The organism is Branchiibius cervicis (assembly GCF_042661605.1).
GTDB lineage: Bacteria > Actinomycetota > Actinomycetes > Actinomycetales > Dermatophilaceae > Branchiibius > Branchiibius cervicis.
This window is the reverse complement of sequence record NZ_JBHSWJ010000002.1, coordinates 3,688,617-3,710,402: the sequence shown is the minus strand read 5'-3', so window position 1 is coordinate 3,710,402 and position 21,786 is coordinate 3,688,617. Positions and strand designations below refer to the sequence as shown.

Here is a 21,786-nt window from a genome sequence, read left to right as displayed (position 1 = left end):
CGCATCACCGACACCACGCCGACGAGCTTCGCCACGCTCTGCACGCCACCTGGGTCACCAAGGGCAAGAGCGGCTACGTGACCCACGACGCGATCCGGGGGACGGTGTCGTCGGTCTCGTCGCGCGCGGTGTCGGTGAAATCGGCGGACGGGTTCACCCAGAAGTTCACCATCACCTCCGCCACCACGTTGCGCGAGCGGGGACAAGACGGTCAACGCGACGAGCCTGAAATCGGGCGAGCACGTGATCGTGGTGGGCACTGGCTCGACGTCCTCGCCGACCGCGACCCGGATCGGGGTTCGCGCTACGCCCTGATCGGCAGCCGTATGGTGAAGCGGGCCCCGCCCTCAGGTGCGTGGCCCGCTTCCACTTGTCCGCCGAGAGCAGTGACCAGACGCTGCACGATGGCCAGCCCAAGACCGCTGCCTCCGGGGCGGGTGTCTCGGTAGCGATCGTGCAGGACCGCCTTGTGAAAGGCCACCGGAAGGTCTTCGTCGCGCAGACCGGGACCCCCGTCACGCACCTCGACGAGCACATACTGCTCACCGTCCGTTCGCACCGCGAGGACTACGGGCGCACCAGCCGGAAGGATCCGGGCTGCGTTGTCCAGCAACCCGTCGACGACCTGTCGCAGGCGAATCGCGTCGGTCGTCGCCCACACGTCTTCGACGATCTCGGTGCGCAGTTCGATGTTCTTGTCCTGCAGGCGATTACGCCAAGCATCGGCACAGTGCGTGATCAGCAGCGATACGTCGGTGGGCACCGCCTCCACCCGCACCTCCCCGGCCTCGAGCCGGCCGATGTCGAGCAGGTCGGCCACCATGCGGGTCAGCCGCTGCGACTCGGCGAGCATCACCGACCCCACCGCGCTCGTCTCGCCAGGTGCGATGACACCGTCAGCCAGCGACTCGGCGTACCCACTGATCGCCGTCAACGGGGTGCGCAGGTCGTGTGAGACGGACAGCAGGAATTCGCGCTGTTGCGCCTCGGATCGGGCCAGCGATCGGCTCAGCCCGTTGATGGCCTCGGCCAACTCCGCTACTTCCGTCGGTCCCTCGATCGGGATGGTGACGTCGCGGCTGCCGCTGGCCAGGGCGTGCGCAACCCCTGCCGTCTGCCGCAGGGGCCGCACGATACGCCGCGACAGGACCAGCGCCAGGAGTGCCGCCACCGCGAAGGCCACGGCGAAGGCGATCAGCGTGCGCAGGAAGACACCGCCCACCGGACCGATCGCGTCCTGTTGCCGCTGCAACAGTACGACCGACCCCAGCGCGGTCGGACGACCTTCGACCAGCACCTCCTCGTGGTCATCGGCCCGAATGACCGAGACCGGGTGCCCACTGCGCAGCCGGTCGATGTCGGCCGGCGTGACGGCATCGGCCAGCGCTACCTTCGGGTTGGCGACGTGCCCCTGGTCGTTGACGATGACGGTCCGGATGTCGATCGCGTTGAGGGTGCGCACCGTACGCCGTTGTGTCGCAGCGGGATCCGCGCTGCTGTTGATCTCTGTGGCAACGGCATCGGCGAGCTTGACCAACGATTGCCGGGCCCGGCTCTGCTGGTCGGCGCGCACGAGGCCGGCCGACAGTGCGCCCGTGATCGCCGCAGCGAGGACCCCGACGATCGCAGCCAGCAGCAGGATCTGGCGGAACAGCGTGGTCCTACCCGCCGTCACCGCGAGGCTTCCTGGGCCGCGTATCCCACGCCACGAACCGTCCGCAGGATGGGCGCGGCACCCAGCTTGGACCGCAGCGCAGCGATGTGGACGTCGACGGTGCGGCTCACCGCGTCGGAGTCGTAACCCCATACTTGGCGCAGTAGCTGGCTGCGGGTGAACACCTGGCCCGGATGCTCCATCAAGCACCGTAGAAGGTCGAACTCCGTTGCCGTCAGGTCAATTTCGTCCTCACCCACATAGGTGCGGCGGCTGCTGTCATCCAGGTGCACCGAGCCCACTGAGAGGACCCGCGACCGCTGCTCCGGTCGTCCAGCGCGGCGCAGGATGCCGCCGAGCCGCGCGACGAGTTCCCGGGGCGAGAACGGCTTGGTCAGATAGTCGTCGCCACCCAGTTCGATCCCGAGGATCCGGTCGACCTCGTCGTCGCGGGCGCTGACGAACAGCACCGGCACCCAGTCCCCGTCGCTGCGCAGCCGGCGGCACACCTCTATCCCGTCCATCCCGGGCAGCCCGATGTCCAGGACCAGCGCCGCCGGTGCCCGGGTTTGGGCAGCGTGTAGCGCCGCCAAACCATCCACCACCAACTGCACTTGGTAGCCATCCCGTTCCAGATACCGGCGGATGATGTCGCCGATCGCCGGCTCGTCTTCAGCCACGACCACCAGCTTGCGCCGTTCGGACATGGAGCGACGGTACGCCGCGTGGCTGTGGCCCGGAATAGTGCTGCGTCGTTGCGCCTTGCGACTACATGAGAGCTGTCGCCTATGACCGTTACGGAAGTCTCGACGTACTGACCGCGCGCGACCTGCCCGACCCGAAGGTCGGACCCAGCGAGCTTCTGGTCGAAGTTCGCACCGCGGGGGTGAACCCGGTCGACTGGAAGCTGATGTCCGGCGGCCTCGACCCCATGATGGAGGCCACCTTCCCGATCGTGCCTGGCTGGGACGTGGCGGGCGTCGTCCGCGCGACCGGCCCGGACACCCCAGAGTTCGAAGTGGGTGACGAGGTGCTGGCCTACGCGCGCAAGGACTGGGTGCACGGGGGAACGTTCGCCGAGCTGGTCACCGTCCCCGTCCGCGCCGCCGCGCGCAAGCCGGCCGACCTGTCCTGGGCAGCTGCCGGCGCGCTACCGCTGACCGGCCTCACCGCCCTACGGACGCTGCGGGCGCTGCGGGTGGGCGAGGGCGATACGGTCCTGATCCACGGGGCTGCGGGCGGCGTCGGGCGGATCGCCGTACAGCTGGCCCGGCTGCTCGGTGCCACCGTGATCGGCACCGCCTCCGCGGCCAACCACGACCGCCTGCGCGCCCTCGGTGCCACCCCGGTGACGTACGGCGATGGCCTGGTCGGCCGTGTCCGCGACCTGGCGCCGGATGGAGTGAGCGCCGTCGCCGACTTCGTCGGAGGAGTTCTCGACGACACGCTTGCGGTGCTGGGCGAGGGCGGCCGGCACGCGTCGGTCGCCGATCCGTCCGTCGAGCAACACGGCGGTCATTGGATCTGGGTGCGACCGGACGGCACGGAGCTGCAGTGGCTCGCCGACGTGGCCGGTCGCGGCGACATCGTGGTCGATATTGCCGATACCTATGCACTAGACCAGGTGGCAAGCGTTTTCGAGCGCAGCCAGGAAGGTCACGTCGCCGGCAAGCTGGTCATCGTCGTAAGCGAGGACGGCTGACCCTGACCGTCACCCTCGCCGGGTGCTCCGCCGATCGGCCTGCTCCGCAACCCGTCGAAGGCTGGTCCGCGCCGCGGCCACCACGTGGTCGGTCGTCACACCGAAGCGTTCGAAGAGTTCCGGCCCCGGGGCTGACGCCCCGAAGTGATCGATGCCGATCACTTCGCCTTCGGTGCCGACGAAGCGATACCACGTGTCGGGTACACCTGCCTCCACGGCGACCCGAGCGGCGACCCGGCGGGGCAGGACCGTGGCACGGTAGGACTCGTCCTGCGCCAGGAACCACTCGACGCACGGCATCGAAACCACCCGGCAGCGGACTCCTTCGTCACGCAACCGCTGCGCCGCGCGCACGACTAGTTGCAGTTCGGACCCGGTGCCGATCAGGATGACGTCGGGTTCCTCGTCGCTGTCCAGCACGTACCCGCCCCGTCTGACCTGATCGATGAGATCAGCACCGCCCTCCGTGAGCACGGGCAGCGCCTGCCGACTGAGAATGAGTCCCGTTGGCGCAGAATGCCGCTCGATCAGCACCGCCCAGGCCGCGACGGTCTCGTTCGCGTCGCCGGGGCGCACCACATCCAAACCTGGCACCGTCCGCAGCGAAGCGATCTGCTCCACCGGTTGATGGGTTGGACCGTCCTCCCCGACGCCGATCGAGTCGTGGGTCCAGATGAACACCACCGGAGCCGCCTGCAGGGCAGCCAGGCGAACCGCGCCGCGCATGTAGTCGCTGAAGACCAGGTAGGTCCCGCCGAAGGGACGCGTCAGGTCGCTGAGGCTCATTCCGACCAGCATGAGCCCCATGGCGAACTCGCGGATGCCGAAGTGGATCAGTCTGCGGTCCAGTCCCGGGGCGCCGCCGTCTGTGCCGAATTCCGCCTCACCGGGCATCCACGCTTTCGTCGAGTCCGCGAGATCGGCCGAGCCGCCCCACAATTCGGGCAGTCCTCGACCCAACGCGGTCAGCGTCTTCCCGGACGCCGCGCGAGTGGCCACGGCCGCCGACTCGGTCTGCTCGACCCAGGGAAGGGCATCTCGCCACCCGTCGGGTAGGTGGCGCGACCGCAGCCGGTCGTAGAGGGCGGCACGCTCCGGCTCCCGGTCACGCCACTGTTGCATGACCTGGTCCCAGTCCTCGTGCCACGTCCGACCGCGCTCCAGCGCCTCGCGCGTGTGGCGCAGTACCTGCTGCGGCACTTCGAACGACGCCGCGGGGTCCAGACCGAGCACGTGCTTGGTCGCCGCCACCTCATCGGGCCCCAGCGGCGCGCCGTGTGCCGCTGCCGTGCCGGCAGCGTGGGGTGCGGGCCAGCCGATGGTGGTCGCGACGGCGATCATCGACGGTCGGGGGTCAGCCTCGGCGCGGCGGACGGCTTCGTCCAGCAGATCGACGCGATCGGCGTACTCCCCGTCAAGGGAACGGAACTCGACCCGCTGAACGTGCCATCCGTAGGCTTCGTAACGGGCGAGGACATCCTCCCGGAACGACAGATCGGTCGGGCCGTCGATGGAGATCTGGTTGTCGTCCCAGAACACCACCAGCTCTCCGAGACCGAGGGTGCCGGCGAGTGAGGAGGCCTCTGATGAGACGCCCTCCTCCAGGTCCCCGTCCGAGCACACCACGTAGACGCGGTGGTCGAAGGGGCTGGTGCCCGCGGGTGCTTCGGGGTCCAGCAGGGTGCGTTCGCGCCGGGCCCCGAGTGCCATGCCGACCGCGGTCGCAAAGCCCGACCCCAACGGTCCGGTCGAGACCTCGACGCCCGGGGTGACACCGCGCTCTGGATGCCCCGGGGTCACCGAACCCCACCGGCGGGTGTGCGCGAGATCCTCGACGGTCACGGCGTACCCGGAGAGGAAGAGCTGGGTGTACTGCAGCAGGCTGGCATGCCCACACGACAGGACAAAGCGGTCGCGCCCCGGCCAGTCCGGGTCGGCCGGATCGTGACGCATCACCTTCTGGTAGAGCAGGTAGGTCACCGGTGCCAGGCTCAGCGCGGTGCCGGGATGCCCGGATCCGGCCGTTTCGATGGCGTCGAGTGACAACGCTCTTGTGACCGCGAGAGCCCGGTCGTCCCCTTCGTCCCAGTGCCAGGACCGGTCATACCGTGCGGTTTGCGTCACGTCTGCTCGGGATTCTCGGACTGAGTCTTGGCAGCGGCTTTGGCGGCCGCCTCCTTGGCTGCAGCGGCGGTTGCCGCTTTCTGCTCCTGCAACCATTCGGCGTGTTGAGTGGCCGGCAGCCAGCCGGCGTCGACGACCCGCACCTGCCAGATCCAGGCCGCCGCGAAGAGGACCAGTGCCAGCACCAGCAGCGCGATGGTTCCTCCCAGAGCGTGCAAGTGTGCCAACCCGCCGACGACTGAGCCGAACCAGGCGAAGTCGGCATCACCGAAGGTGCTGTTGGACAAGCCCAGCGACCCCATGACCGTGAGCAGGACCGCCGGGAGGATGGTGATCAGAAGGCCGTTGACGAAGCCACCGACAATAGCCCCGCGGCGGCCGCCGGTTGCGTTACCGAAGACGCCCGCACCACCACCGTCGAAGAAGTGCGGCACCATGCCGGGCAAAATCAGGGCCATTCCCCACCACGGCCCGAACCACAACGCGATCAGCCCGAGCATCACCAGGCCGCCGACGAAGGAGGAGATGAAACCGATCAGGGAGGCGTTGGGCCCGAACGGAAAGACAATCGGTATGTCCAGGGCCGGACGCGCTCCGGGCACCACCTTTTCGGCAATGCCCTGGAAGGCCGGCACGAGTTCGCCCAGGATGATGCGCACGCCGTAGAGGATGATGGCCACGCCGATACCGAACTGCAGCGCCTGCGCGAAGGCCGCCATGATGTACGCGCCGTAGTCGGTGGGCGGTGTGGCCGAGGAACCGAAGATCTTCATTGCCTCGTCTTTGGGCAGTTTGATGGCCACCCACACGGCGAAGAAGAGGTAGAGAATCGCCATCAGCAGGGTGGTGGAGACCATCGAGTCGCGCAGGAACTTCAGGCCCTGTGGAAACTTCACGTCCTCGGTCGAACGGGACTCACGGCCGATCTTGGAACCGATGGCACCGGATGCGATATAGCCGAGGGTGTTGAAGTGACCGATCGCCAGCTTGTCGTCACCGGTGACCCGGTTCATGTAGGGCTGGGCGAACGAGGGCATGACGACCATGATCACGCCCATCAGCACCGACCCGACGATGACGATGAGCAGGCCCTTTTCGTGACCGAAACCGACCGACAGCACCACGGCCAGAAGGGTTGCCATGAACACCATGTGGTGCCCGGTGAGGAACACGTACTTCAGCGGCGTGAAGCGCGCCAACAGCAGCATCACGACGAAGCCGAGCACGATGATGTAGGCGGAGGTCGCGCCGTACTGCGTCGACGCCTGAGCCGTGATGACTTCGTTGGTCGGCACGACGCCGTGCGCGCCGGTTGCCTTCAGGATCAATTCACCGAACGGCGCCAGAGCCGCCGTAACCACTCCTGCGCCGGCTCCCAAGATCAAATAGCCCATGGCGGCCTTGAGGCCACCCCCGATCACCTGTCCCGCTGGTTTGCGCAGGGCGATCAAGCCGACCGCCGCGACGATGCCGATCAGATACGCCGGGACGTTGAGGATCTGCTTACTGATGAAGTCGAGGATGGTCACGAACCAGTTCATGCCAGGCGCCTTCCAGGGTGGTGACGGGTCTATCGATCAGCCGAGGTGATCGGCCAGCTTGGTCTGGATCTCCGAGATGTCCATGAAGTTGTCGACGACCTGGACCGGCGTGCTGATCTGGCCCAGTTCCTCCGCCAGCTCATCGGAGGTCATGATCAGGTCGGCCCCTTGCGCCGCACCGCGGGCCGTACTGATGTCGGCGGTCGTGACCGTCGCGTCCACGCCGAGGTTGTCGGCTGCCTTCTCGACGTTCATTTTCAGCAGCACCGATGTCCCGATGCCCATGCCACACACGCACACGATGTTCACTTACCTCGCCTGCTTCCTGGGTTTGATTGCGGCGCTACGACGTTCGCAGCACCGTTCGAATTTCTTCGGGCGTCTTCGCCTCTCGCAGTAGCTGCAGCGAGTCCGGCCGGCCCAGAGCGGACGCGAGCGCGGCCATGACATCGATGTGCGAGTTCTCGTCGGTGGCAGCAAGGCCGATCACGAGCCAGACAGGATCGTTCTTGGGGTGCCCGAACGGCACGGGTTCCTTGAGCCTGACCAGACTCATCCCCGTCGAGAGGACGGCGGGTGAGGGACGGGAGTGCCCCAGGGCAATACCGGGGGCAATGACGATGTAGGGGCCCAACTCCTCGACCGTCTTGATCATTTCCTCGGCGTACGCCGGGGTGGTGAATCCGGCGGCGGACAGGGCCGCGCCGGCCAGGCGCAGCGCGTCCTGCCACGTGTCCGCTTCGGCATCCAGATCGAATGCCGCGTCGGGCAGTGCTTGGTCGATATCCATCGGATCACCCGCTCCGTATCGCGACGCCGCGCTCAACACGGCCTCATATCGAACCTAGTGACGGGGTCACACTTTTGGCAATACGTAGCCCAAAGTGGCACTACTCGTGCACGCAGACGTGCCGCTGCAGATACGTCGGCGAGCAGACCGCCTCCAAAGCGAGCAATGCGGCACCCGTGACTCCGGCGTCCACGCCGAGGCGCGAATGCTCGAGCACGAAGGTGCCGCGTAGGTAGTCGGGAACTCCGGCTTCGAGGGCATCTCGTATGGGAGCCATCAGCAACTCGCCCGCCCGCGCCAGGTTGCCTGCCACGACAATGGTGGTCGGGTTGACCAAACCCACCACGTTGACCAGTGCCTCGCCGATCAAGGCACCCGCGCCCGACAACGAATCGGTCGCCAGCTGATTTCCACCCAACGCGAGGTCCACGACATCGTCGCTGGTCGTGACCTGATGCCCGGCCTCACGCAACCGACGGCCGATGGCCCACCCTCCCGCGATCGACTCGAGGCAGCCATGTCGTCCGCAGCGGCAGGCGCCGCCTTCTGCGATGCGCATATGGCCGAGTTCACCCGCCATTCCGGTTCCACCCCGCCACACGGCGCCCTCGATCACCAGGCTCAACCCCAGGCCCTGGCCGAGCTTGACCAGGATGAAGTCGCGGGCATCCGGCCGCCCACGCCTGTACTCGCCCAGGGCGAGCAGGTTGGCGTCGTGGTCGATGAGCACCGGCACGTCAGGGTTCTCCGGGAAGAGACCGGCGGCGGGGCTCACTCCGTCCCAGCCGGGCATGATCGGCGGGCGCACCAGGCGGCCGGCTGCGAAGTCGACCGGACCCGGGACGCCCACGCCGACACCGAGCACCTCCCGGAACGTGTGACCTGTCTGGTCAAGAAGCGTGTCGAAAAGCGCCCGCACGCGCGGCAGGACTACGTCCGGACCCTGCGCGACATCCAACGCGACACTGCGGGCCGATTCGATATGTCCGGAGAAGTCGCAGACGGCCACTCGTGTCTCGCTGCCGCCGATGTCCGCCGCCAGGAGTACACCGAATCCCGGTCGTAGGCCGAGGGATTGCGGCGGACGCCCGCCGGTAGAACGCCTGGCACCCACTGACTCCAGAATGCCTGCCGCAACCAGCTCGTCGATCCTGCGCCGCACGGTCACCCGCGACCAGCCCAGTTCCGCGAAGAGTTCGGTCCGGGTCACACTCGTGGTACCGCGGACGACGGCAAGGACCTGACTGAGGTCATCCAGGGACGCCATCGCCGTAGCCTGCCAGCATCGTAGGAGTAGGGCAGGCAGCTCACCCTCGCCACGACCCTGCCGGGCTGCACCGACAGCGTCGTCGGTGCATCGCCCACCGTTGAGAAACTGCTTCCCGCTACACCCGACCGGGTGTAGCGTTCGATTACCGTCACTTGCCCGGCCGCGAACCTGAGGGCTTCGGCTGCGCCATCGCCATCCGGCAACGTGGTTCACCCCTTCCCGGCCCCCAAGGTGTGTCATGTCGGGCATCTTCACCACCGTCGCGGACGCGATCAAAGTCGCGCTGCAACCCCCGCACGATCCGCCGCAGGACGGCGACCCGCCACCGTTGCCCACCCTCATCCACGACGGCGCCGACCGACTGGCCGCGCTCTTCAACCTCAGCGGCAGCCTTTCGACCGCACCCGCGGACCTCGAGCGATGGATCGCCCAGTTCAAACAGCTGATGGGGGATGCCGATCTTCGCGAGTGCATCGTGATCCGGATGCTGCAGGTCCACTTCCCCCGCGTGGCCGAGGTGCTGACCCTGGCCGGCGTCATCACCGCGACCTGGCAGCCGCCGGAGAAGGTACCTGAGAAGTTCACCGTCGATTGGTCGGCGCTGGCCTCGTTGACCAAGGATCCGGGCAGTTTCTACCTGACCCAGCTGCGCTCGGAGGTCACCGCTGTCGGTGACGTGAAGGCGTTGCAGGTCCTCCTGTTGCTCTTGCTCGGCGGGCCGCAGCAACTGCTTCACCTGGAGTACGACCGCAAGGGATTTCTTGCCCTGCCCGTCGCGAAGCATCCGGGCGTCAACCTCGACGATCTGATCAACCTGGTCAATTCCCCTATCGCAGTAGTACTTCCGCCGCCGGATCCCTTCACGCTGAGCAGTCTGTCCAAGGACGACACCGTCCCCGCCGGCAAGGACGGCAAGCTGGTGTTCGACGGACCCGATGCGCCCCCGTCACCGGCCCACCCGCTCAAAGACATCGGTCTACGCGTCATCGCCCGCGAGGCCAAGGCCGTTCGCAAGTCCGTGGCGCTCCCCGGCAGTTTCACCCTCGACATCGCATTCGACGCCTCAACCGGAGCACCGAACACGCCCATCGTTGCGCTGAAATTCGGTGACGACGGCTTCGATGTCTCCGGACCGCGCCCGACCGCCGGCCTGGAGGTGACGCTCACCAAGCCGCCCAAGGACCCCAAGGGCGATGCCTTTCTCTTCGGTGAGAAGGCGGGGACGCACTTCAGCGTCAAGTCAGTCGCGATCGGGGTCAAGATGGGGCTGCCCGACGACAAGTCCGGGCTGTTCAGCTTCCTCTACCGCGCTCAGGACGTCGAGTTCCAGGTCGCCGCCGATCTACTCAAAACGGTGGCCATGGGCCTGCCGGTGCCACCCTCACTGACCTTCCTGGCCCCGCTGGAACGCACCATCCGTCAGGGGTTTCGACGGCGACGGACGCAGCCGCCGGTAAGCCGTTCGCCACCCAGTTCAGCCAACACATCGGTTTGGCCATCGGATCGTCGGCCGCCGGTTTGTGGGTCGACGACATGATGGTCCGGATCGAGATCGCGCTCGCCGGCAACGGTGTGCTGTTCCGGACCGTGTTCCGCTTCGATGCCCGCGCGAGGCTCGGTCCGCTCAAGGCCACGATGACCGGAGCCGGGGTCTGGATCGGCCGGTGGACGGCAGGCACGGCGGGCGTCGTGGACCCGGACGGTATCGGGCTGAGCCTGGCGGCCGGCCCGGTCAGCGGCGGCGGGTTCCTGAAAAACTCCGGCCCCGGGCGCTACGCGGGCGCGCTGCAGTTGAAGATCCTCGGTGTGGGCGTCTTCGCCTATGGGCTGTACGACGAGATCCCCGGAGGCGTTTCCTTCGCCGCCCTCATCGGGATCCGTCTACCGTTGCCCGGCATCCAGATCGGATTCGGCTTCGCCGTCAGCGGATTCGGCGGTCTGATCGCAGTCAATCGCCGGGCCGATCTCGATGCTTTGCGCGACCGTCTGCAGAGCGGTTCAGCCGGTGACGTGCTCTTCGCCGACAACCCGATGGCCAACGCACCCAAGCTGCTGGGCGATATGGCGGCGATGTTCCCCGTCGAGCGCGGCGTGCACGTGTTCGGCCCCACGATGCAACTCAACTGGTGCAGCCTGCTGATGCTGGACGTCGGGTTGTTCATCGAGCTGCCCGGTCCCCGCAAGATCTTCGTCGCCGGACGGGCCCGCCTGGTGATCGGCTCGGAGGACTTCGCGCTGGTCCGGATCAGAGTCGACTTCGTCGGTGGCGTCGACCTCACGGCCTCGCTGATCTTCTTCGACGGCATGTTGGTCGATTCCAGCGTGCTGGGGATCATCAAGATCACCGGCGGCGTCGGACTGCGCATCGGTTTCGCCGGGAACGCCTTCTTCGTCTACAGCGTCGGCGGTTTCCACCCCGACTTCGATCCGGGCAAGCTGCCGGTGCCGGTCCTGCCGCGCGCGGGCGCGTCGGTGTCGATCGGGCCGCTCTGGCTCAAGCAAGAGGCCTATCTCGCAGTCACCTCCAACACCCTGCAGTTCGGATCCAAGACGGAGGCCGGCGTCAAGATCGGGCCGATCGGCGTCCATGGCTGGTTCACCTTCGACGCCCTGATCCAGTACCGACCGTTCTATTTCAAGGCCACCATCGACGCCGGGATGGAGGCATCCTTCAACGGTTGGTCGTTCGCCAGCATCCGCGTCCAGGGCTCGCTGATCGGCCCCGGCCCCCTCGTGCTCTTCGCGACCGCGACGGTGAAGGTCATCGTCTCGATCAGCAAAGACGTCACCATCACGATCGACACCACCCCCGCCGAGCAGCTGCCGCCACCACCCGCGCTCGCCGATCTGCTGAAGCCCGAACTGTCCGAGGTGAGCAATTGGCGCGCTGACGGCACAGATCCGGACGTCGGCTTCACCGGGGCGGACGGCGTGGGAGACCGGCTGATCCCGGTGGGCCGTTTGGTCTGGGAGCAGAAGCGAATCCCGCTGGACCAACCCATCGAACGTGCGGAAGGTCGCGATCTGCCGGCACCGGCGAGTGTCTCGGTCGTCTGCACCAACGCCGGCCTGCCGGCGCTGACCGCGGAGTCCGACCAGTTCGCCCTCGGCACGTTCAGCCGCTTGTCCGACGCGGCCGCACTGGCGGCGCCCACGTTCGTGACGGCTCGTTCCGGCGGTGCGCTGGGTGCCGGCGCGATGAGTTCCGGTGCTGCCGCAGCGACCGACATCTCCCTGAACTTGGTGACCCTGCCACACCGCGCCCGGGTCGCTCTTGCGCCCGGATCGATCTTCGCGCTTGCCGCTGGGTTCCACGCAGCGCTCGCCGAACGCATCACCGGGGCGAGTGTCGCGCACGAGAGCCCCGTGGTCGCCGTGCACGACGAGACGTATGACGTGGCGGGCGGCTCGACGCCCATCGGCGCAGTCGGGGCGATGCAGGCCTGGACCACCGCCTTGCACAGCGGCGGCGTCGCGGTTCCCTCCGCGGATCGTCCCGTCGACCTCGCGGGGGTGTTGTGATCGTGCCCGACCTCACCTTCCGCAGTTGGCGCCGATCGACGCTGCTGGAGTCAGCTGACTTCGCGGCGGGCCGGCCGCCCAGTATCAGCGTCGAGTTGGCCGCCACCGATACCTCCGGCGGGTCGAGCACCGGCAGTTTTCCCGCCACCTTCCGTTGGCCGGGCGACGTACGCTCCCTCAATCCGTCGGCCATCCGGCACCGCGCACCCGCACCGAGCGTCCAGGACGCGGAGACCACCAAGTTCGTGCACGTCGACTTCTGGTCGCCGGATCTGCCGTGGCGCTATACGCCCGAGTCCGGCGCACTGCTGCGGCCCTGGCTCGCGCTCCTGGTGGGCAAACCCGACGAACTGGACTTCGTCGCCAACACCCTCTCGGTCTCCGATCGCACCCGCAACCTCGTGACGAGCAACGCGACGTTCGCCGGGAGCGCCTTCCCGCCCCATCTCACCGCCCATCTGCAGGTCCCCGACAGTGAGGATCCGACGACCGCGGGAACGCCGACCGCACAACGGTTTTCACGACTCTTGTCACCACGCGTCCTGGAGCCTCAGACGGACTACACGGCTCTCGTGGTCCCGGCGTTCCGCGCCGATGGCCATCCGTTGTGGACCACGCAGGGCGACGCCGTGACGGTCGACCTGGGCGGAGCTCCGCTCCCGGTCTTCGATCACTGGACCTTCCGCTCCGGCGAGGGTGGCGACTTCGAGACCCTCGCGGCTCGGTTGTGGATGCCCGACCCGGGGGTCGTCGGCCGAGCATCCCTGACCTATCAGGAGTCGGACGGCACCGACATCGCCATGGAGGTACGCGGCGCGTTGTCCTCCCTGAAGGACAGTCAGCCGCCGGTCGGGAGTCTGACCGCCGTGACGGCGGATCTGCGATCGCTCACCGCGGTCGTCCCGCCGGGTGGGGGTCCGGTTCCGATCGACATGCCGCAGTACGGCGTGCCCTGGCTGGCCGACCCGTCGTCCGCACCTGCCCGCAGCTGGGCCGACACGTTGCACCTCGATCCTCGCGAACGCATCCACGCCGGCACCGGAGTGCGGATGGGCATCCTCGCCCAGGAGGAGCTGATGCGAGCGGCCACCGAGCAAGCCGGGGCGCTGGCCGAAGCGACGGTGCGTATCGCCCAACTCGCAGCCGGACTCGAACTGTCCCGCCGTACTTACACGACGGCACTGCCGAAGGACGAAGCGGAGCGAGTGACGGTCCTGGCGCCCATGACGGCACGACTGCGCACCGCAGACGGATCCACCGTGCAGGCCGCGATCACCGGACCGGACAGCACGTTGCCCGCCGCGCTGCTCACCGGCGCCGGGAACCGGCTGCTGCACCGGGCGGCGGCATCACCCGGGTCAATCCTGGCGGCAGTCAACGAAGCCAGCCCGCCCGGTTCCCCCGCCCCTGACTCCGAAGCCGCGGCGACCGGCGACATCTCGGACCAGTTGTGGGATCAGGCGGGTGTCGATCGCGATCTGGTCGAGCGGATGACCAAGTTCCTCTGTGCGGCCTACCGCAGCAGTGTCACCGCGGGCAGCACCTACCGACGCCGGCACGTGCTCGAGACCGACCCCGACCGGATCGTCGAACAGCTCATCGAGTCCGCCGATGCGTTGTTGCAGCAGCTGCAGCAGCTACTCGCCGACCTCCTGCCCGAGACCTCGGCCTGCAGCAACGCCGACCTCACGAACATCGGCCAGGACCTGTTCGCCGTCGCGGGCCTCGTCGTGGGAGCCGGAACTCATCCGCCCCCGGGTGGCGAGGACGACGACGCCCGCCGGCAGCGCTTCGACCGGCAACGCCGGGGCTTCACCGCCCACCTGCTGAGCGAGGGGAACGAGGCCGCCGGCGTCTACGACGTCCTGGCCACCTTGATCCTGCGGTGCCTCCTGGGTGTTCAACCGCTCTGGCCGCAGTCCCCGGACGACCGGAACGACCGGCTGGGCGGCCTCACCTTCGCCCAGTGCGATCCCCGGCGCTGCGTCGACCTCGTCCGGCTGTCCGCGGCCTTGGACGCCTCCCTGGATCCGGCCGGCGACAACCCGCCGGCCCGGGTGCGCATCGAGTCACGACTGGCCGGTCTGCCGATGACCAGCCTCGCTCCGCCGCGCTATCCGTTGGGTCTGGACTTCCCGACCTGGAGTCTGTTGAACCAGTACGAGAGAGACTGGTTGTTGCCCGGTGCCGGCGACCTGCAGCCCGACTCGATCACCGCCCTGAAGACCAACCCTCGGTTCATCGACGCCTACCTGGTCGGTCTGAATACGCAGTTCCAAGCAGAAACCCGCTGGCGCGGAATGTCCTCCGACCCGTCCGGAACCCCGCTGCGGATGTTCTTCGGCCCCACCGATCCCCACAGCGGTGAGCGAAACCCCGACATCGTCCCGATCGCGACGTGGGACCCCGACTCAGGGCTCGGCGCCGCGGATCACCTGGCCGGCGCCAGTCTCGGCGGCGGAGCCGAACGCCTGGTGATCCTGTTCAACAGCAGTCTGTTCCGCCGCTATCCGCGCACGGTGGTCTACTTGCACGCGGCGGCGGGCGCGCCCGCAGATCTGAAGGATCCGCCGAGCGCGGCCAAGGACACGCCGCCGTCGCTGACCGGCTCGATCACTCCCGACCTGGTGTTCTTCGGATTCGACGTGCCGGCGCAGGACCTGGACAACTACTGGCTGATCCTCGACGAACCTCCAACCGAGTTGCGCTTCCGCAGCGATCAACCGCAGGACCGTTCCGACTCAGCCCATTTCGCCCGGTCGGCCATCGACTCCCCGACCCGCGTCGCCATCTCGGGCGCCGACCTGCGCGCCTGGTCGAGCGGCCAGGCAGGCGGCGTGAAATGACCGGTTTCACTCGCCGCGACACGCGCCTCGCGCTGATCGACAAGGCCCTCGCCAAAGACCCGGCGAACACGGCCCTCGTGGCCGAGCGGCAGGCCTACTCCGGGCAGGACTGGAAACTCGAGGACCGGACGGTGGCGACGGTCGCCTACTCGGCGTTGTGGACCGATCCACTCACCGCGGTCGGGCAGCAGGACGATCCGGTCCTGTCGACGCTGCGCCGGCGGCGCCGGTTCACCGACCAGGACCTGATCGCGATCCAGGCCATCCCGCGCCCCGCCGGTCCGGTCGCCCCCGACTTCGCCGCGGCCGTGCTGCAGGCCATGGCCAACCGGCGGTCCGCGGTGGAGGACCTCCTGGTCGCGGTGCATCACATCTGGCTGATGTCCGCAGGCGGTAAGGAACCGCCCTACCCCTTCGACGACGTGGGGGTGTTGCTGCCCCTGGGGATCGAGACGGTGTTCCAGCCGTCGGGTGCGAACTGGACGGTGCGGGTGCGCGTGATCCCGCAGCCGCCGTCGATGCACGGCTTCCGTGCCGAGCTGTCCCAAGGCGGGCAGGAGGCCGCTGACCGGTTCTGGCGCAGCTGCAACCGCTCCGGACGCATGCGGCGGGCATGGCTGGGCAAAGAGCCCGTCGCCCGCGCCTTCGACACGCTGGCCCAACAGGTCGGCGCTGCTCGCGCAACCTGGATCGTCACAGCTACCAAGGGCGTTCGCGCCGACGGACACGTCTCCGCAGTCCTGATCGACAAGCCGCCAGCCGTCGACGACGACATCCTGCAGCATGTCGTCGGTCTGCCGCCGCAGCTGTCGGTCGTCGTCTGGACGCACGACGCCGCGGGCACTGCGCAGATCCAGGAGATCGGCACTCTGCCGCAGTCGGGCGGAGCGATCGACCCGGTGCTGCCGGTGCGGTTGCCGGCGACACCGCAAGAGGTGGCCGGCAACTGGTTGGTGGACTGGGACGCAGCCGAAAAGGTCGGTCTGGCAGGGGTTTTCGATTTGCCAGCCGGCATCGGTCCGGACGGGCTGGGCGGCATCGCCGTCGCCGGTATCGGCGATGAGTCCCCAGCCGCGTTGTTCAGCGATCAGGTGCGCGCAGGCAACCTCGGCGAGGTGACCCTGGGCGCCGCGACCGCGAGCGTCTCGGGAGCAACGACAGCGCTGTCGAGCTCGGCGCCCGGCGGCGGCCCGGCGTTGGACGGCGCCCCCGACTCCGCGTCGTACCTCATGGCGGCTCAGGATCGCCTGGCACAGCAGGTAGCGGAGCCAGGAAGTTTCGACGCGCTGATGCGTGACTACCTGGCCGGCTCGGCGGACCTGCCGACAGTGGCTCGCGTGCGCGGTCTGGCCGAACTGCAGGCGCAGGAGTCCATGGCCGATGAGGTGAGTACGCCGTGTGGCCTGTCCCGGATCATGGTGCGTGCTCTGTGGCCGGCGTTGTGGGGCAGCTGGACCTTCGAGGCCTGGGGTATGCAGGCCGAGGGCGTCGTGATCAGCCGCTGGGCCCTGGATCATCTCTACCCCGAGGGCCCGTTACCGCCCGTCCGGTTCGGAGCTGCGCCGTACGGCGTCCTACCGGTCACCTGCCTGTCCACGTGGCAGGGGGACGACGACGATCCCAACAGCCCGGTACTGTCCGAACTGGCAGCGCGTGTTGCCGACATCCAGCAGCGCCTCTACGCGACGGGTCTACCACAACGCTCGGTGCGCGGCCCGGACGGTGAACCGGTCGATCCGTCACGAGAAGCCGATCTGCTTGCCCGGGCTGGGGTTTCGTCTCGGACCCGGTTCCGGGACTATCGACCGACCCAGACGCTGCTCGACCCCGCGCCGTACCTGGACAACCTCAACAACGCGCTCAAGCGGCTCGACCTGCCGACCCGGGACCAGTTCTGGGCGGCCACCACGGTGCGGGCGCGACGGACCGGACCCCAATCGGTGTCGCCGAACCACTCGATGGTGTGGTTCTACCCGGACCGCCCCCGCGACGTTACGCCCTACTGGTTGCGCATCCCGTTGACGCACGTCATCGATTACCTCCTGCGCCGCGGTGAACTGACGACGGCCGTGCCGGCCGCCAAGGCACTGACGCAACTCGACCGGTTGTTCGCCGGCGGTATGCGACTAGGGCTGCTGGCGGACCCGAGCCTTGAGCCCGGTGGCGGATTGCTGCGGATCCTGCCGGATGACCTCCTGTCCCGGTTGCTGGTGCAGTCCGCACTCACGTCCAACGCCTGGCGCATCAATCAACCGGCAGGAGCCGGCGAGCTCGTCAAGCCGGCGCAGCCCGGGGGTGCTGATGAGGATCAGGACGACCAGGTGGTTGCCTCGACCCGGCTCGCGGCGCTCGCCGACCCGCACAAGGCGGAGGTCTGGGACGGGATTGTGACCATTCCCGGCGGTACGCTGCCGCACTTCCCGGTGGAGCAGGAGCCCGGGCGCCGCGACCGGCTCGCGCGGGCACTGGGTGCCACCATCGACGCCGTGTCCCACCGGATCGACCCGTTGGCGACCGGGTTTGCCTGGCAGCGGTTGCGACGCTCGGTCGAGGAACCGACCGGCACGCACCGCCTCGGCGCGTACGGCTGGGTCTTCGGTCCGTTCGTCGGGACACCCGGGCCGACCCCGACCGGACGGCTGCACACGCCCTCGTTGCCGCAGACCATCACCGCCGCGATCCTGCGCGAGCGCTATCTGTGGGCCAAGGCCGCCGGAGTCACCAACCGCAGCGGCGCCACGCCCTGGTCCATGACCCTGACCAGCCGCAGCGTCCGCCTTGCGCAGGAGTACGCCGCGGCCATTCGCGCCGGTCTGCACCTGTGGGAGGTCATCGGGCAGGAGGTCGAGCGGATCGTCGGCGGGGCGAGCGGCGCCCCCGGGCCGTACGAACGGATTGCGCGCCTGCGGATGACATACCCGATCGCAGACCCGGCGTCGCCCCATCGCACCTGCCACGGGTTGAACGCTCTGTCCGCACTGCTGTCAGATCCTCCTCCGCCGGAACCTCACCTCAATCCGGACCAGCGCCAGGCTCTCCAGGACGTGGATGCGGCACTCGACGCGTTGGCCGAGCTGACCATCATCGAGGGCCTCACGCATGCGCAATCGCGCGCCACCGGCCGCACCGGGGCCGTGCTGGATGCAGCGGCAGGCCTGGGCAGGATGCCCGAGCTGGACTATCCGAAGACCCGGCCCAGCGGATACCTGGTGCACACCACCGTCCTGTCGATCCTGCCGTTGGCCCAGGCGGGACCTGACGCCAGCCCCGGACGCGTCGCCGATCCGTCGGTCGCTGCGTTCCTGGAGCAGCAGCTGGGCACCGACTGGATCTGGCAGGTCGAATTCGAGGACGGCACCTCCCAGCAGGTCTCACTGACCGATCTGCAGCTGTCGCCGGTGGACACGCTGGTGCTCTCCGAGGCGCAACTGGACCGACTCGTCACGACCGCTGCGGGAAGCCGGCCGCTCACGGCCACGTGGGAGGAGAACCGCGCCTGGCACATCACCGACGATGCCGGCGACCGCGCCATCCACTCGGTCGCGGACCTGGCGATGAATCCCCGCGACCTCTCCGAGAAGGACCCTGCGTCCGTCGAGGCGGCCGTCCTGTCCGCTGTGTACGGCGGGGCACCGGCAACGGGCGCACACGCGGAGATCGTGCCCGCGCCGTACGTCGATCTGCTGACGGTCTGGGATGAACTCGGCAACTTCGTGGGCAGCTACGACGCGGGATCCTTCCCGGACCCCGACACGGTCTCGAAGCTGCCGCGGCCCGACGTCGAGAAACGGTTACGGCTGCTGCTGCACGCGCCCGCGGTCAGTCAGCTGCAACGGCCCGCCGGACTCGCTGCGGCGGCGGACCTCTGCCGGCTGCTGGGCGCGCCGGCGACCCGGCGCGCCGTGTCAGACGGATCGACCGGTGCGACGAATTCTCCTGCCTACGAGGAGCTTCGCGGGCGTTACACACGGCTGCTGGCCGATCTCAAGCAGGTCAGCAGTGCGTGCACAGCGGCGGGTCGCAAGTCCGCAACGGATGACGCCCGGCGGGCCGCGCTGCGCGGGGCGGCGCGTTGGGGCGTCACCTGCGACGCTGCGCCGGCCGATGCGGCGGCGTTCTATTGCGCGTTGACCGGCGCCACCCCTCCACCGGGTGCCACGTCGCTGCGCACACTGGCCACGTCGGCCGCCGACGTTCTGAAGAAGCGGCTTGCGGCAGTACCCAGCCCCGCCCGGTTGCCGAAGACCGGCGCCATGGCGCAGCCGCTGTCCGATCCGTTGAAGGCACGGGCCCAGGGCGTTCCGGACGGCGTGCAGTCGATGGCCGAACTCATCTCCCGGTTGGCGGCACCGCAGGGTTCACTTCCGATCCTCATCGCGTGGGACGCCTCGGATCTGACGGACACGACCGGGCTCGCGACCACCCCGCGACCCAGCCTGGACGACGACTGGCTGCCGGTCCTGGCCACGGTGCGGGACAAACTGGCGCGGGTCGCGGCGTACCAGGCATCCGGTGCGCCGCTCACGGCGTGGTCCAGCTCTACCGACCCGTGGCTGACCGCGGCCGTGGATGCCATGGCCGCGCAACGGCGTACCGGATCGATCGAGTCGCTCGACCCGCCGTCGTTGACGGTGGCCTACGGCCCCGCCGGAGCTTTGGGGAAGCCCGGGTCGCGGTCGGGGTCATCGACGCGTACGGCGAGGCGATCCCCATGCGCGACCGGGACACGTCCTCGCGTTCGGTTTCAACGCTCCGGCCGCCCGGGCGCCGCAGGCCATCCTGCTGGCCGTCCCGCCGCAGCGGCGCGTCCGACTGGACGCAGCCGGACTGCACGAGATCCTGCGCGAGACCCGCGAGGCGATGGTGGCTCGTACGGCGACCGTGGACGACCTGGGGTTCGCCGACCGGGTGCTGCGCTCGGTGTGGCTCCCGGGGAGTTACGGCGACGGGATCCTCAGCGTGCCCGCGTATCAGTCGACGCCCTGAAGAGCGAGGTTCTGACATGCCCAACCTGCCCGATCACCGGCTCCGGCTGGAGGCCGACCCCGAAGGCGACTGGGAGGATGCCGTTGCGCAGCGAGTGCACGACCCGATGTGGTTCCTCGCGCGGCAATGGCAGATGGGCGAGTTCCAGGGCGAGAACGCCAGCACACCGGTGCAGGTCACGGCCCGGGTCACCCAGGCCGATATCAGCTACACCCTGGGCGCGGCCGACCCTGGTCAGGTGCCCGCCGAACCACTCGTCGAGTGGGGCGTGCCGGACGGGCTGCCGGATCCGACCCACCTGGGAGAGACGTGGGACACCCATCAGCTGAGATATGACCGCAAGGGTGTATTCACCAGCGGTGCAGCAGCTTTCGACGTCGAGCGGCACACCGGGGACCACGTCGATTGGTACACGGTGGATGTGCGCGACGCCGACGTCCCGGACCCCGCAGCGGGCGATCCGATCACCCGGCTGCCGGCCAGGCTGGACTTCGCCAACAAGCCCCCGCAGGGGATCTGGGAGATCGAGGACGCCTCAGCCGACCTGTCCGCGATCCCCCCGGACAGCGCTCACCCGAACACGGCCATCTCGACCGACCTGCTGGGCGGCCGGCACGACGAATGGTTCGTCTTCCAGGTGCCGGGGCAGGCCGGCAGCGTGCTGTCGGTCGAACGTGTCGAGGTCCTCGACAGCATGGGCAACACCTACGACAGTGCGGACGGCGACATCGGTCTGGAGGCGCCAACGGACTGGACCCTCTTCCAGACCTCCGGCTTGGCCGCCCACCAACTGCTGTTGTGGAATGTCGCCGAGTTCCCATTGATGAGCGAATCGATCGAGCGAGTCCAGTTCGGCGTCGACGAGGCGGCCAACCTGGTGTGGGCGGTAGAACGCCGGATTGCCTCACGCGATGCCACCGAGGTGAACCCGTCGCCCGCCCCCGACCCACCCGAGCCCGGCGGCGACCTCACGGGCGCGATGTCGTATCTGTACGTGCCGGGTGAGGGCGCGGCGCCGCACTGGATCCCCTATGCGCTCGACGCCGATTCGCAGGCGGCCGACCACGCCTACGTGCAGCGCCGACTGCTGGATCTGTCGACACCGCCGGTGCCGGTGCCGATGCCCCGGCCGTCCGCAGAAGTCCTGCTACCAGCGGGTGTTCACCGGGTTCTGTCCTCCGCCATCCCGCAGGACGGGATCGAACTCGAGCGCCGCTACCTGCTCGCGCGCGACATTCACGGGCGACCGCAGTTGTGGATCCAGCAACAGGTGCGGCCGCTGCTGAGCCCGCCGGCGCGGGCGCTCGCCTTCGACGTGGCTCGACCTCTGGGGCACCAGAGCGAGTAACAG

The 21,786-nt window shown here is 68.5% G+C and carries 13 protein-coding genes; 6 read left to right on the top strand and 7 right to left on the bottom strand.

Translation table 11 applies throughout. The features are described 5' to 3' along the window. Positions 1–304: 304 nt before the first annotated feature. Together ACFQBT_RS19145 and ACFQBT_RS19140 are read right to left on the bottom strand one after the other, a co-directional pair. Positions 305–1,675, bottom strand: a complete 1,371-nt coding sequence (locus tag ACFQBT_RS19145; protein ID WP_377825202.1) for a HAMP domain-containing sensor histidine kinase — start codon at positions 1,673–1,675, stop codon at positions 305–307. Then, positions 1,672–2,361, bottom strand: a complete 690-nt coding sequence (locus ACFQBT_RS19140; protein ID WP_377825200.1) for a response regulator transcription factor — start codon at positions 2,359–2,361, stop codon at positions 1,672–1,674. Before ACFQBT_RS19140 ends, ACFQBT_RS19145 begins: the two co-directional genes overlap by 4 nt. A gap of 65 nt (positions 2,362–2,426) precedes the next feature. On the opposite strand from ACFQBT_RS19140, the gene ACFQBT_RS19135 reads away from it, so the two are divergent. Continuing rightward, on the top strand, positions 2,427–3,356 hold the full coding sequence (locus ACFQBT_RS19135) for an NADP-dependent oxidoreductase (protein ID WP_377825198.1): 930 nt from the start codon (positions 2,427–2,429) through the stop codon (positions 3,354–3,356). 9 nt (positions 3,357–3,365) lie between these two features. Here the strand turns inward: ACFQBT_RS19135 and tkt are convergent, their stop codons facing one another. The 5 genes from tkt to ACFQBT_RS19110 form a co-directional block, all read right to left on the bottom strand. Next, complete coding sequence (tkt, locus tag ACFQBT_RS19130) at positions 3,366–5,480, bottom strand: transketolase (RefSeq protein ID WP_377825196.1); 2,115 nt, start codon at positions 5,478–5,480, stop codon at positions 3,366–3,368. Further along, positions 5,477–7,021: a PTS ascorbate transporter subunit IIC gene (locus tag ACFQBT_RS19125; RefSeq protein WP_377825194.1), complete on the bottom strand. Its 1,545-nt coding sequence runs from the start codon at positions 7,019–7,021 to the stop codon at positions 5,477–5,479. Before ACFQBT_RS19125 ends, tkt begins: the two co-directional genes overlap by 4 nt. A 36-nt stretch (positions 7,022–7,057) precedes the next feature. Next, positions 7,058–7,321: a PTS sugar transporter subunit IIB gene (locus ACFQBT_RS19120; protein WP_377825563.1), complete on the bottom strand. Its 264-nt coding sequence runs from the start codon at positions 7,319–7,321 to the stop codon at positions 7,058–7,060. A gap of 43 nt (positions 7,322–7,364) precedes the next feature. After that, the gene (locus ACFQBT_RS19115) at positions 7,365–7,811 is read right to left on the bottom strand and encodes a PTS sugar transporter subunit IIA (RefSeq protein WP_377825192.1); all 447 of its coding nucleotides are present in this window, start codon (positions 7,809–7,811) and stop codon (positions 7,365–7,367) included. A gap of 100 nt (positions 7,812–7,911) precedes the next feature. After that, positions 7,912–9,078 carry an ROK family transcriptional regulator gene (locus ACFQBT_RS19110; protein ID WP_377825191.1) on the bottom strand — a complete coding sequence of 389 codons (1,167 nt, stop codon included), beginning with the start codon at positions 9,076–9,078 and terminating at the stop codon, positions 7,912–7,914. Positions 9,079–9,319: 241 nt separating this feature from the next. On the opposite strand from ACFQBT_RS19110, the gene ACFQBT_RS19105 reads away from it, so the two are divergent. From ACFQBT_RS19105 to ACFQBT_RS19085, 5 genes are read left to right on the top strand one after another with little or no spacing between them, the layout of a single operon-like run. After that, on the top strand, positions 9,320–10,618 hold the full coding sequence (locus ACFQBT_RS19105) for a hypothetical protein (RefSeq protein WP_377825190.1): 1,299 nt from the start codon (positions 9,320–9,322) through the stop codon (positions 10,616–10,618). Beyond that, positions 10,573–12,603 carry a DUF6603 domain-containing protein gene (locus tag ACFQBT_RS19100; protein WP_377825188.1) on the top strand — a complete coding sequence of 677 codons (2,031 nt, stop codon included), beginning with the start codon at positions 10,573–10,575 and terminating at the stop codon, positions 12,601–12,603. The genes ACFQBT_RS19105 and ACFQBT_RS19100 overlap by 46 nt, the downstream gene beginning before the upstream one ends. A gap of 2 nt (positions 12,604–12,605) precedes the next feature. Next, on the top strand, positions 12,606–15,449 hold the full coding sequence (locus ACFQBT_RS19095; RefSeq protein WP_377825186.1) for a hypothetical protein: 2,844 nt from the start codon (positions 12,606–12,608) through the stop codon (positions 15,447–15,449). Next, positions 15,446–20,764: a hypothetical protein gene (locus ACFQBT_RS19090; RefSeq protein ID WP_377825184.1), complete on the top strand. Its 5,319-nt coding sequence runs from the start codon at positions 15,446–15,448 to the stop codon at positions 20,762–20,764. Before ACFQBT_RS19095 ends, ACFQBT_RS19090 begins: the two co-directional genes overlap by 4 nt. Continuing rightward, positions 20,674–21,783 carry a hypothetical protein gene (locus ACFQBT_RS19085; RefSeq protein ID WP_377825182.1) on the top strand — a complete coding sequence of 370 codons (1,110 nt, stop codon included), beginning with the start codon at positions 20,674–20,676 and terminating at the stop codon, positions 21,781–21,783. Before ACFQBT_RS19090 ends, ACFQBT_RS19085 begins: the two co-directional genes overlap by 91 nt. Positions 21,784–21,786 lie beyond the last annotated feature (3 nt).

Excerpts from the sequence above, each read along its gene's own strand:
- ACFQBT_RS19135 (WP_377825198.1), top strand. The coding sequence starts at position 2,427 with ATGAGAGCTGTCGCCTATGACCGTTACGGAAGTCTCGACGTACTGACC.
- ACFQBT_RS19140 (WP_377825200.1), bottom strand. The coding sequence starts at position 2,361 with ATGTCCGAACGGCGCAAGCTGGTGGTCGTGGCTGAAGACGAGCCGGCG.
- ACFQBT_RS19105 (WP_377825190.1), top strand. The coding sequence starts at position 9,320 with ATGTCGGGCATCTTCACCACCGTCGCGGACGCGATCAAAGTCGCGCTG.
- ACFQBT_RS19110 (WP_377825191.1), bottom strand. The coding sequence starts at position 9,078 with ATGGCGTCCCTGGATGACCTCAGTCAGGTCCTTGCCGTCGTCCGCGGT.
- ACFQBT_RS19125 (WP_377825194.1), bottom strand. The coding sequence starts at position 7,021 with ATGAACTGGTTCGTGACCATCCTCGACTTCATCAGTAAGCAGATCCTC.
- ACFQBT_RS19115 (WP_377825192.1), bottom strand. The coding sequence starts at position 7,811 with ATGGATATCGACCAAGCACTGCCCGACGCGGCATTCGATCTGGATGCC.
- ACFQBT_RS19090 (WP_377825184.1), top strand. The coding sequence starts at position 15,446 with ATGACCGGTTTCACTCGCCGCGACACGCGCCTCGCGCTGATCGACAAG.